The sequence below is a fragment of the Bradyrhizobium sp. SZCCHNR3119 genome (assembly GCF_032487775.1).
Taxonomy (GTDB): Bacteria; Pseudomonadota; Alphaproteobacteria; order Rhizobiales; family Xanthobacteraceae; genus Bradyrhizobium.
Genome location: NZ_JAUEUV010000001.1, coordinates 4992993 through 5005291, shown reverse-complemented (window position 1 = coordinate 5005291; position 12299 = coordinate 4992993). Strand labels below are relative to the sequence as shown.

Sequence of the window (12299 nt, the reverse complement as noted above, 5' to 3'; positions counted from 1 at the left end):
GTCGTGCGTGGTCCCTCTTCACGCGGCGCGCGGCCGCGCCGTCGCGCGGCCGAACATCATCTCGGTCCTGATCGGCGCGACCGGCTCGCGGGCGCGGATCAGGTCGCGATACCAGAGCGCATCCCTGGTATCACCGATCAGCACCGCGCCCGTCAGCCGCCCCTCGGCGATCACCAGCTTCTTGTAGATGCCGCGCCTGAAATCGTTGAGCACGATGGCCTCGCTGCCGTCGGCGCCGACGTAGTCGCCGGCCGAGAACACCGAGACGCCGGAGACCTTGAGGTTGGTCGCGACGACGCTGCCCTCATAGGCGGCGCTTGCGCCGGCCAGATGCCGCGCCAACACGCGGGCCTGGTCATGGGCGGGCTCGACAAGGCCGTAACAGGTACCGCGATGCTCGGCGCATTCGCCGAGCGCGAAGATGTCCGGCGCGCTGCTCTGCATCTGGTCGTCGACGACGATGCCGCGATTGACGGCAAGACCTGCTTCCTTGGCCAGCGCGACGTTCGGCCGGATGCCGGCGGCGAAGATCACGGCCGCGGCCGCGATCCGGCGGCCGTCAGCGAGCTCGACGCCCTCCACTCTGCCGTCGCCTTCGATGCGCGCAGTATTGGCCTCGAGCAGCACCTCGATGCCCTTGCGTTCGACCAACGACTTCAAAAGGGCCGCCGCGGGCTGGTCGAGCTGCCGCTCCATCAGCCGGTCCATCAGATGCAGCAGCGTCACCGGTGTCCCGGCACGAGCGAGCCCGTAGGCCGCTTCCAGCCCGAGCAGGCCGCCGCCGATCACGACCACGCGCTTCTTCTGCGCCGCGAGGGCCAGAAGAATATCGGCGTCGCGGCTGTCGCGAAACGTGTGCACGCCGGTCAGATCCGCGCCCGGAACGTTGAGCCGGATCGGCAACGAGCCGGTCGCCAGCACCAATTTGGAGAACGCGATGCTCTCGTCATTCTCCACCTTCAGCTCGCGCCGGCCGACATCGATCTCGGTGGCGCGCGCACCATATTTCAGGGTCACGCCGCGCTCGCGCCACCATGCCGCCGGCTTCAGCTCGATCTCGTGCGAGCCGACCTCGCCCGCGAGCACCGACGACAGCAGCACGCGATTATAGGCGAGTCTCGGCTCTTCGCCGATCACGGCGACCGCATAGCGGCCGAGCGCAGTCTTCGACAACTCCTCGACCAGCCTGGCTGCGGCCATGCCGTTGCCGACGATGACAAGCGGTTCGCTCAAAGCTCTTACTCCGCGGCCTGCTTGTTGCCGTAGGCTTCCGCAATCATGTAGTTCGACAGTGTGCCGTAAGCCGCGGTCCAGGCGTCCGCGACCTCCGGCGTCCAGGCATCGCCCAAGCCCTTCTCCAGCGTCCAGAGCAAGGCCGCACCGACCACCGGATAGTGCTCCGGCTTGGCGCCGTAGTCGACGTGACGGATGGCGAGCGCGCTTGCCGCCGGCAGGATGGCTTCGAGATTGGTGAGACCGTTGACGACCACCGCAAGCGTCGCCATCAGCTTCTTGCGCTGCTCGGTGAGATCGTCGGGAAACAGGGCCCGCACCTGCGGGGCGACTTCGAAGAGCCGGTCGTAGAAGATCATGGCGGCCTGATCGGAGATCGGCGCGACCTTGGCGAAGCTGTCTTGGAGCAGCGTGATCTGTGAAGGCGTCATCTGGGCGATCCAATGGTTTGAGGAAAGGCCATTCGTCAGACGAAGCGGATGGTGGTCGAGCCACCATCCGCCCCGCAGCGTCAGATGCGGGCTTCCGCAAGGCTCGGCGCGCCGGCGGTTTCCGGCGCGCGGCGCAGGTAGAACCACCAGGTGAGCGCCAGGCAGACTGCGTAGAAGGAGAGGTAGACGATGAGCGCAGTCTGCGGGCCGCCGGTCGCCGCGATCGACTTGCCGAAGCCGCTCGGGATGAAATAACCGCCGACCGCACCGATCGCGCCGATGAAGCCGACCGCCGCACCGCTCTCGATGCTCGCGGTCTTCAACGCCGCAAGACGTGCGGCATCGCCCTGGCCCTTCACCTTGTGCAGATTTTCCTCGCGGAAGATCGACGGGATCATGCGGTAGGTCGAACCGTTGCCGATGCCGGTGGTGACGAACAGAACCAGGAACGAGACCAGGAAGCCGGTGAAGTCCTTGACGCCGACGAAGTAGAGCACGCCGATCGTCGCGGCCACCATCGCGATGAAGTTCCAGAAGGTGATGATGGCACCGCCGATGCGGTCGGCCAGCAGGCCGCCGAGCGGACGCGACAGCGAGCCGACCAGCGGGCCGAGGAAGGCGATTGCGATGGTCACCGCCGGAAACTGCGTCTTGATGAGCAGCGGAAACGCCGCCGAATAGCCGATGAAGGACCCGAACGTGCCGATATAGATGAACGACATGATCCAGGTGTGCTTGCGCTTGACGATCGCAAGCTGGTTCTTGATCGAGGCCTTGGCTGAGGTCAGGTTGTTCATGAAGAAGGTGGCGCCGAACACCGCGATCGCAATCGGCAGCACCCACATCAGGCCGGCATTCTGCAGGTAGACGCCGCTGACGGGACTGGCCTGGTACAGATTGATGAGGCCGAGGCCCATCAGGATCGGGGTCAGCAGCTGCACGCTGGATACGCCGATATTGCCGCCGGCCGCATTCAGCCCGAGCGCCCAGCCCTTCATGCGGTCGGGATAGAAGAAGGAGATGTTGGTCATCGACGAGGCGAAGTTGCCGCCGCCGAGGCCGGCGGTCGAAGCGACCAGCAGCATCAGCCAGAACGGCGTTTCCGGATGGCTGACGAAATACGCAAGCGCCAGTGTCGGGATGAACAGGATCGAGGCGGAGAAGATGGTCCAGTTGCGGCCGCCGAACGTGGTCACCGCAAACGTATAGGGGAAGCGCATCAGAGACCCGATCAAGCCGGGCAGCGCGACCAGTTGAAACAACTCGTCGGTCGAATAATGAAAGCCCGCCTGCGGCAGCTTGGTCGCGACGATCGACCAGATCAGCCACACCGAGAAGCCGATATGCTCGGCGACGATCGACCAGATCAGATTGCGCCGGGCGATGATCTTGCCCGTCTTATTCCAAAACGTCTCATCCTCCGGATTCCAATCCGAGATCCAGGTCGGGTTCTGTTGGCTCATGCGAGATGTCCTTCACACGCGCGCACGCACGGGTGCACGCTCTGGGGAGGCCCCAGGCTGGCGATTTCAAATGTCGGGTGATGTGAGCTCAGCGACGGCGTCGGTGGCGTCTGCAAGCTCTTTCATTCAAGCTTCGTGCCAGCGACCACGGAGAGAGGTCTTTAAAAGAAATCAATTACTTACAGCTGCCTAAAAACAGGTCAGCCGATCAGAGGCGCCCCCAAATTTTGCGATTCGCCCACCTCCTGTGCAACGCACAAGAAGTGGGCAGTTAACTCGCCGGCTATTCCGCCGCCTCGGCAGCCGTTGCGCCCAACGGTTTCGGCGCAATCCCGGCCCCGGCCTTCATGCGGAATTCATAGGTCATCAAATGCCAAGGCGCGGCGACGGATTCGCCGTCCGGCATCACCGGATCCGTGCGTCGCTCGACCTGCGCGATGAGTTCGTCCTTCACGCCGAACACGACGTCACTGTCGAGATATTTGTCGCCCCCGATGAAGACGTGGGTGATGAGAGGCTCGTAACCCTTGGCATCGACCAGAAAATGCACATGCGCCGGCCGCATCGGATGGCGCTGCGCATAGAGGATCATTCCACCGACAGGACCATCGGTCGGGATCGGATAGCTGCATGGCAGGATGGTACGGAAGAAAAAGCGGCCGTCGGAGTCGGTGATGAAGCGAGCCCGCAAGGATGGCCCCTCCGTCTCATAGGCCGGCCGCTGCGAATCGTAGAAGCCTTCGTCGTCGGCGTGCCATACGTCGACCGCCGCGCCCGCGACCGGCGCACCGGCGGGATCCGTGACCCGGCCCTGCACGAACATCTTCTCACCCACGCTCGTTCCAGAGATATCCGTGCCATGAGCCATGACCTTGTGCTCGCCGACATAGAACGGGCCGAGCACGGTGGTCTCGGTGGCTCCTCCGCGCTCGCGATGATTGACCGCATCGACCAGCATGGACACGCCGAGCACGTCGGACAGCAGGATGAACTCCTGCCGGCTCGCGGTGCATTTCTGCCCGGTGCGGGTCAGGAAATCGACCGCACTCGCCCATTCGTCGAAGGTAGGATTGGTCTTGCGGACATAGTCGTGCAGCGACTTCACCAATTCCTGCAGCAGGAATTTCGTCCGCGCATCCGGCGTGCGCTCGAAGCTGGCGACGACGGCCTCAGTGAGCTGGGCTTCGTTGAATTGGGTCATTGGCAGTCCTCCCTTGCGTCAAGGCTACACCAGGCATGCTACCTCTGTAAGCTGGCTCCCTTGGAATGGTAGCCGGTTTTCGGCTATCAAGATCATGTCGCGAAGAAGAGACCCCAACGAAACCCGCACGACGGATGGAGATGCCCTGATGCTTGCCCCCACGACCGCCGTCCCCGAATCCGCTGGCATGTCCAAGGCTGCACTCGAGCGGATCGATGCACATCTGAAGGCCCGTTATGTCGACAGCGGCCGCTTCCCGGGCACCCAGCTGCTGGTCTATCGACGCGGCCACGTGGTGCATATGAGTTCGATCGGGCTTGCCGATGTCGAGCGCAACGTGCCCGTCAAGGACGATACGATCTACCGCATCTACTCGATGACAAAGCCGATCACCTCGGTCGCCTTCATGATGCTGTTCGAGGAAGGCAAGGTCGCGCTCGACGACTCCGTCGCCAAATATATTCCGGAATGGAAAAACCTCGGCGTGTTCGTCGCGGGCACCGCGCCCGCCTTCGTGACCCGGCCGCCGGCCCGGCCGATGCAGATCGTCGATCTGTTGCGGCACACATCGGGCCTCACCTACGGCTTCCAGCAGCGCTCCAACGTGGACGCAGCCTATCGGGAGGCGAAGATCGGCGCGGTGGAAAAGGCCGGTACGATGCAGTCGATGATCGCAGACCTCGCAAAAATCCCGTTGGAATTCTCCCCGGGCGAAGCCTGGAACTACTCGGTCTCGACCGACGTGATCGGCTACCTGATTGGCAAGATCGCCGACCAGCCGTTCGAGCAATTCCTGAAAGAACGCATCTTCGATCCGCTCGGGATGAGCGACACCGATTTCCACGTACCGGCCGCCAAGGCGCACCGGCTCGCCGCATGCTATTCGGCCGATGCGGGCGGCGGACTGAGCTTCCATGCCGCCGAGCGCAAAGGCGGCCTCACGCTGCAGGACGACCCGGCCACCAGCACGTTCCTGTCACCGCCGGATTTCATCTCGGGCGGCGGCGGCCTCTGCTCCACCTCGTCTGACTATCTCACCTTCTGCCGCGCGCTGATCAAGGGCGGCGAGCTGGGCGGCGTGCGCCTCCTGGGACCGAAAACGCTGCAGCTGATGACGTCCAACCACCTGCCCGGTGGCGTCGACCTGCCGGCGATGTCGCGCTCGATGTTCGCGGAGGCAGCCTATAACGGCATCGGTTTCGGACTCGGCTTCTCGGTCACGATGGACCCAGCAAAGACACTGATCCCGGGCAGCGCCGGCGAATATGCCTGGGGCGGCGCGGCCTCCACCGCATTCTGGATCGATCCCGCCGAGGAGCTGATCACGATCTTCATGACCCAGGTCCTGCCGTCGAGCGCCTATCCGATCCGGCGCGAGCTGCGTACCATGGTCTACGCCGCGATCACAGATAGCAATCTTTGATCGACAGCACCAGAAATGTTGCAACGGCGGCGCGCGCGGAACCTGCCATCTGCGCGGTAAAGCGCTTGGCGAATGGTGATCGCCCCTCCTATGCTGACGATGATGTGAACGGCTGCCCGCCGCAACATGTGTTGCTGAGGCAGCCGCGCCGGCATGATATCCTGCAGCCTTCTTGAGACCAGCGCGTGCTGGACCTGATGCCTCAAGGTCTCCTGTCGCCGCACCCATGGGCGCATCGGGGGCAATTAGAAACGGAACACCGTTGCCGAAGCTCTCCCTGCCCGTCCGGCTTGCCCTCCTGGTCGCAGGGACCACGCTACCCTTGATCGTGTTCGCAGGTGGCATCGTCTTCCACAACTACGTACAGGACCGCAACGAGGCCCGGCAACGCGTGCTGGACACGGTGCACAGCATCCGTTTGACGCTCGATGCCGAGATGCAGAGGATGACCGGAGGAGTGCAGGTCCTCGCGCTCACCGATGCTTTGAAGTCTGGCGACTTCGAACGCTTCCGCCCGATCGCGATGGGCTTCCTCGAGCAGTACGGCAAGGACGGCACCATCCTCGTCTGCGACCGCGACGGACATCAGCTGTTCTCCTCCGCAACGACCGATACGGCAAGCCTGCCTGCGCGCAACAACCGGGAGATCGTCGAACAGGTCTTCAGGACGCGGCAGCCGCAATATTCGAACCTGTTCTTCGGCGCCATGAAGAGACAACAGGTAGTAACAGTGGAGGTGCCGGTGTTTCGCGACGGCGAGGTGATCTACGAGATCTCCTTCAGTCCGCCGATCGCGATGTTCCAGACCATGCTGGAAAAGCAGCAACCGAGCACCGATTGGACGCTGTCACTGCTCGACCGTGACGGCATCGTCTTCGCCCGCGTTCCCAATCCCGCTGATACGATCGGCAAGCGCGCGTCCGACTCCGTATACGAAGCGATGATGCAACGGCAGGAAGCAACGCTGTCGAGCGTCTCGCTCGACGGCGTGCCGCTGATGTCGAGCTTTACCCATTCCGCACTCACCGGCTGGATCATCGGCGCTGGGGTTGCCGAACACTCGCTGGTTGCGCCGCTGTGGCGTAACCTCGCCGTCACCAGCCTGATCGGCGGCGTGCTGCTCGCCATCGGGCTCGCCTTCGCGGTGCGGATGGCGACCACGATCGCACGCGGCGAAATGCTGCACGACCTCCTGATCGAGGAGCTCAATCACCGGGTCAAGAATACGCTGGCGATCCTGCAGGCGATCGCCGTGCAGACCTTCCGCAGTGCGAGCCGCACGGAGCGCGAGAAATTCGAGGGACGGCTCGGTGCGCTCGCCGAGGCGCACAACCTGCTCAGCAAAGAGAAATGGCAGGGCTCCGAACTCGACGACGTGATCAGGCGCGTGCTGAAGCCCTACCAGCTGAGCAGCCCCGATCGCATCAGGATGTCCGGCCCTCAGGTGCCGCTGTCGCCGCGGCTCGCCCTCGTGCTGTCGATGATCGTGCACGAGATCGCGACCAACGCCGCCAAATATGGCGCGCTCTCCAACGACAGCGGGACGGTCGATCTCTCCTGGGATCTGCTTCTCGACAAGGATGTGACCAAGTTGCAAGCCCCGAAGCTCAGGGTGGTATGGCGCGAATCCGGCGGCCCCGTGGTGGCCGCGCCGATCCGGCGCGGATTCGGCTCGCGGCTGATCGAGCGCAGCGCCCGCGACCAGCTCGGCGGCGAGGCCACCGTCGACTTCCTGCCGCGCGGCGTGGTCTACACCATCACTTGCGCCCTGGAGCAGTGATTTGGAGCAGTGCCCCGGGGAGCAGTGAGCGGTCTCAGCCGAACCTCTGCAGGGCCGGAAAAGTCTCCAGGAGCCAGATGCTGAAGCTCGACACCGCGCCGGTCAAAAAGCCGATGCCGGTGACGATCATCAAGACGCCCATCGCGCGTTCGATATTGACGAGGTGGCCGCGCATCCGCGCGAGCAGCGTGGAGAATTGCTCGATCATGAAGGCTGCGATCAGGAACGGAATTCCGAGCCCCGCCGAATAGACCGCGAGCAGGCCGGCGCCCTTCGCGACGGTGGCTTCGGCTGCCGCAATCGACAGGATCGCGGCCAGGATCGGGCCGATGCAGGGCGTCCAGCCGAAAGCGAAGGCAAGCCCCATCACATAGGCCCCCCAGAGTCCGACAGGCTTTGGAATCGGCAAGCGTCCCTCACGCATCAGCAGGCTGATGCGGGTGAGCCCCAGGAAGTGCAGGCCCATCACCACGATGACGATACCGGCCAGGATCGAAAGCTCCTGCGACCAGGTCCGGATCAATTCTCCGATCAGCGAGGCGCTCGCGCCCAGCATGACGAAGACGGTGGAGAAGCCGAGCACGAACAGCGCGGCCGAAATCATCACGGCGCGTTGTGAAACTGCCGGGGGCTCGTCGCTCTCGATATGCTCGATCGTTGCACCGGTCAGATAGACCAGATAGGGCGGGACCAGAGGCAGCACGCAGGGCGAGAGGAAGCTGACGAGGCCCGCGATCAGCGCAGCCGGAATCGACACGTTTTGAATCATGCGGTACCTGCAAAGTCCTCGCCGGGGCCGAACGCCAGCAGCCGGCGCTACGCCGCGTCATGCAGCCGATGCAGGAAATACGCAAGAGAATGCGCGGACAGTTGGGCCGGCCACATCGCCCCTGTGAACCGAGTTATCAGCCATTTCAACCGGGCTTCAGCCAAAGGGACCGGTTGCGCCGATCACAAACGCGCCATTCAACGCGTCCAAGACATGGTGGTGGTCTACTTGACGAGCCTCAGGAGCGGCCGCCGGCGCTGGCCCGGCTGAAGTTTCGGATCGCGCAGCTTGTTCGGATTGTCAGCCTGGACCATCTCGTCGCACAGGGCCTGCAAATCCTCCTCGCTGAGATCATTCAGCTTCATCCGGAGGTCGAGAACCGCAACCGAAACCAAATGCGCCGTATCCCGCTGACCTGCTGCGGCCAGCGCTGCGCGGCACTGCTCAAGCGTGGCAAGCACAGCAAGCATCTGTTCGTCTGAATTAACCACAGCCATATTCCGTTTTTTGCCAATAACGAAGTACAAGTGGGTTGATCCCGTTGGTGCGCACGGCCCGCGGACGCAGCATATCTGCCCCTTCCGACCTTTGCGTCACCCTCTCCCTGCCCGCGCACCACAGGCCCACCATCCCATGGGCGCACGGATCGAACGCTCGGTGCAAAGCCTCGCGGCCCAAGTCGATCGACTTCAAGTCGGTCGACCTGACAAACCGTTCAGCACGATAGCATGTCGCGCCATCTCCTTCGAATACCATTTCGTTGCAGCTCGATAAAATGCATCCGTGGTCAAAACCAGCGGAAGATCCCGTCATTCGCCACACCGGCAGGCTGGCCGAGACCGGTATGACGGTACGGCGAAGATCACACACCTCTCGTTCCGGCATGGCAGATCGGCCAACATCGGCCTCAAAATCCATGGCGCGGAACCAACCATGTCCGTATTTTGGCGTCTATCAGTCTATCAGGCGGAGACGGCTTGTATGCGCTTTGCAAGGGAACGGGGCGTTCCTCAGGAGGAACACCGGACCGATGGTCCAGACCAGCCCGCGCTGGATGCGGCGGGCTTTGCAGAGGCTGCGGGACCGGGGCTTGTGCCGGGCGATTCGACTATCGCTGATAGCGGCGGAGGACCCGCCCTGGGCAGACCGCCACTGCGCGGCCTGGCGGGCAAATCCGGACCACCTAAGGTCGCGATCGGCAAGCTGCCACTTCCCAGCTTGCACGACTGGGACGCCGCACGCATTTTCCTGGAGGTCGTGCGCGCAGGGAGCTTCCGCTCGGCCGCCGAGCGGCTCAGCCTCTCCATCAATGCGGTGCGCCGTCGCATCGATGATTTCGAGCGTCAGGTCGGCGCGACACTATTCACCCGGGACGTGCATGGCGCCAGACTGACCGATGAGGGCGCCCTGGTGGTGTCCGCGGTCGAACGCATGGAGGCGGCCGCCTTCGAGCTCCTGCGCGCCGGCGACAGCGTCGCCAACGCGGCCTCCGGCGAGGTCAGGGTCGCCGTGACCGAAGGACTCGGCACATTCTGGCTCGCGCCGCGCCTGGTCGAATTTCAACAATCGTTTCCCAATATCTCGATCGATCTCCACTGCGCGATGCGATCTGCCGACGTGTCGCGGCATGAGGCCGACGTCGCCATTCATCTGTCACGGCCTGCTGCGCTCGACGTCAAGCTGGTCAGGCTCGGCCGCATGCACCTGATGTTCTTTGCGAGCCGGAAATATCTGGAAACACACGGCTCGCCCAAGACGGTTGACGATCTCGCCAAACACCGCATGGTGTTGCAGGTCGCGGATGAAGCCGCTGCGAACGAAGCCTTCGTGAGCCTGTTTCCCGGTCATGATCAGCGTGACCTGATAGGGATGAGGACGAATGTCTCGAGTGCAAACTACTGGGCCGTCGCCCATGGGGCCGGAATCGGGGTATTTCCGACCTATGCCTGTGCGCTAGGCGGGAAGATTATACCTCTTGAGGTTGATTTGCGCTGGTCTTACGATATCTGGCTGACGTATCATGCGACAAGCGGCCGCATCCCTAGGGTGCGGCACATGATCGACTGGCTTGTGGAGGCCTTTAACCCCGGCAAATACCCGTGGTTCAAGGACGAATTCATCCATCCACAACAACTTAAAACAGTATATATGGGTGAACCCCTGACCCATCTGTTCGGGGGATTTTCAACTGAAGGACGGTAACACTCGAATGAACAAATCAGCGGCAAAAAAAATGAAACAGCGCAGTGCCGGCAAACCTGACATTGAACTCGGTAAGCGCATTCGGCTGCGGCGCGTGGAACAAAAGATCTCGCAGGCTGAACTCGGCGAAAAGCTCGGGGTGAGCTTCCAGCAGGTTCAGAAGTACGAGAAGGGCGTCAATCGCGTCGGCGCTGCGCGTCTGCAGCAGATTGCCAACGCGCTCGATGTGCCCGTCACCTTCTTCTATGACGGCGACGGCAAGGCGCGTGAGGTCGAGAGCCTCCTGTTTCTGGACAGCGCTTTCAGCCTGCGGTTGCTACGCGCCTACAGCAAGATCAAGGACCAGACCGTGCAGCGTCAGCTGGTGGCCCTGATGGAATCGATCGCGGCCAACGAGGAATAGAATAGAGCCGTATCTGACGTCGTCAGATACGACCACCTCATGCCAGTGAAGTAGTTTCGCTCGAGGGCGCGACTTGGGGGCGCCGAGCATGATGCTAACTCGAGCGAGTTCACTGCATCGGTGTCGATAAGACAGGCCATCCGGCGGGATGAGCCATTTGACAAGACGACAAGCCATAGTGGCCGGGCTCCCCCGGCCTTATCGGCCGCAATGGCCAGCTTTGGCGTCACGTCCCCTAGGTTTCATCGGAGTCATTCGCCTGACGCCCATTCGGCGGTCCGGCGGACTTTGCTGCTGCGGCGACCATTTTGCGGAGTCCGGCGCTTGGCCCCCCGTGTGACCGCTTACGCCTCATGATTGATGGTAACGCGAGATGAATCGGCGCTACCGGCGCGCCGAGCTCCATCGACCTCAAAGCGCCCGATCACTCCCTTCGCGATATCGATCGCGCCGCTCGGGCGCCGAGATGGCGACGCCAAGTTGCCGAGGGATGAGAGCCGGCGCGCCATGGGCGATCAAGCTCACGGGCGACGCTTTCATTGATTCCGAAGACCACCGCGACGGGCCACCTCGCTTTCGCAGGAAAGCGCAAGCCGCAGTCCAAGGGGAGTGAGCCGCTCCCCCGCGCGCCGCTCCTGACGCAAAAGCGGCGCTTCATTTTGCGGCGCCCGTGCCCGCAAAATCGTCTTGCCGCCCTGCGGGCACAGATGTCAGTCTTCTGACATGAGTGCAGTTCAGCGACATCCGACCAATGTCCGGGACGAATACGCCGCCATGACACGGCAACGCATCGTCGCGGCGTTCGTCGAGACTCTCGAGGACGAGGCTGCCGACGATACGTCCATGGCCGCCGTCGCAAGGCGCGCCGGCATCGCCGAGCGGACCATCTACCGTCACTTCAAGAACCGCGCCGAGCTGATGGAAGCAGCCGCCGAATGGATCGAGAACAGCGTGTTCGGCTACATCCCGTTCAGCACGCCGGACGAACTGCCGACGACCTTCCGTGAGCTGTGCCGGCGCTACGACCGACATCCGCAGCTCGCGCGCGCCCTGGCGCTGACACGTGCCGGCCGCTCCATGCGCGCGGAATTCCGCCGCCGCCTGATCCGGCAGCATCGCAAGGCGATGGCCCCGCTCGTCAGGAATTTGACGCCGAAGGAGGCCCGGCAGGCCGAGGCCCTCGCCGCCTATCTCAACAATACGCTGGCCTGGAATGCGCTGCGCGAGGACTTCGGCATGTCGAGCGCCGAGATCGCCGACGCGATCGAATGGGCGACAACGACACTCCTGAAGGACGTTCGCCGGCGGGATGCGGCTGCTGCGAAGCAGGCGACGCCTGCCGCCGACGCATCATCGCGCAAAGGCCGGGCGGCCAAGCCATAGGCATAGCAAGG

11 protein-coding genes are annotated in these 12299 nt (G+C 63.2%); 5 read left to right on the top strand and 6 right to left on the bottom strand.

Annotation, left to right across the window (positions count from 1 at the left end; all coding sequences use genetic code 11):
* Window positions 1-18: 18 nt before the first annotated feature.
* The 4 genes from QX034_RS23065 to QX034_RS23050 form a co-directional block, all read right to left on the bottom strand.
* Window positions 19-1233, bottom strand: a complete 1215-nt coding sequence (locus QX034_RS23065; RefSeq protein WP_315741563.1) for an NAD(P)/FAD-dependent oxidoreductase — start codon at window positions 1231-1233, stop codon at window positions 19-21.
* Window positions 1234-1238: 5 nt separating this feature from the next.
* Window positions 1239-1664, bottom strand: coding sequence for a globin family protein (locus QX034_RS23060; RefSeq protein WP_315706997.1), 426 nt, complete (start codon window positions 1662-1664; stop codon window positions 1239-1241).
* An 80-nt stretch (window positions 1665-1744) separates the two neighbouring features.
* Window positions 1745-3127 (bottom strand): MFS transporter, encoded by a 1383-nt coding sequence (locus QX034_RS23055; RefSeq protein ID WP_315741564.1) that lies wholly within the window; start codon window positions 3125-3127, stop codon window positions 1745-1747.
* Window positions 3128-3410: 283 nt separating this feature from the next.
* Window positions 3411-4328 (bottom strand): dioxygenase, encoded by a 918-nt coding sequence (locus QX034_RS23050; RefSeq protein ID WP_315706999.1) that lies wholly within the window; start codon window positions 4326-4328, stop codon window positions 3411-3413.
* 148 nt (window positions 4329-4476) lie between these two features.
* Here QX034_RS23050 and QX034_RS23045 point away from each other — a divergent pair, with 148 nt between their 5' ends.
* Complete coding sequence (locus QX034_RS23045; RefSeq protein ID WP_315707000.1) at window positions 4477-5751, top strand: serine hydrolase domain-containing protein; 1275 nt, start codon at window positions 4477-4479, stop codon at window positions 5749-5751.
* A gap of 262 nt (window positions 5752-6013) precedes the next feature.
* Window positions 6014-7531, top strand: a complete 1518-nt coding sequence (locus QX034_RS23040; RefSeq protein WP_315707001.1) for a sensor histidine kinase — start codon at window positions 6014-6016, stop codon at window positions 7529-7531.
* Between the two features lie 34 nt (window positions 7532-7565).
* Here QX034_RS23040 and QX034_RS23035 read toward each other — a convergent pair whose 3' ends face one another.
* Both QX034_RS23035 and QX034_RS23030 read right to left on the bottom strand, forming a co-directional pair.
* Complete coding sequence (locus QX034_RS23035; protein WP_315707002.1) at window positions 7566-8300, bottom strand: cytochrome c biogenesis CcdA family protein; 735 nt, start codon at window positions 8298-8300, stop codon at window positions 7566-7568.
* Window positions 8301-8524: 224 nt separating this feature from the next.
* The gene (locus QX034_RS23030) at window positions 8525-8827 is read right to left on the bottom strand and encodes a hypothetical protein (RefSeq protein WP_315707003.1); all 303 of its coding nucleotides are present in this window, start codon (window positions 8825-8827) and stop codon (window positions 8525-8527) included.
* A gap of 406 nt (window positions 8828-9233) precedes the next feature.
* Between QX034_RS23030 and QX034_RS23025 the strand changes: the two genes are divergently transcribed.
* The 3 genes from QX034_RS23025 to QX034_RS23015 all read left to right on the top strand — a co-directional run bounded on the left by QX034_RS23025 (window position 9234) and on the right by QX034_RS23015 (window position 12288).
* The gene (locus QX034_RS23025; RefSeq protein WP_409977531.1) at window positions 9234-10502 is read left to right on the top strand and encodes a LysR family transcriptional regulator; all 1269 of its coding nucleotides are present in this window, start codon (window positions 9234-9236) and stop codon (window positions 10500-10502) included.
* Between the two features lie 7 nt (window positions 10503-10509).
* Window positions 10510-10905, top strand: coding sequence for a helix-turn-helix transcriptional regulator (locus tag QX034_RS23020; protein WP_315707004.1), 396 nt, complete (start codon window positions 10510-10512; stop codon window positions 10903-10905).
* 774 nt (window positions 10906-11679) lie between these two features.
* Entirely contained in the window at window positions 11680-12288 is a 609-nt protein-coding gene (locus QX034_RS23015; protein ID WP_315741568.1) for a helix-turn-helix domain-containing protein, read from the top strand.
* The last annotated feature ends 11 nt before the right edge of the window (window positions 12289-12299 follow it).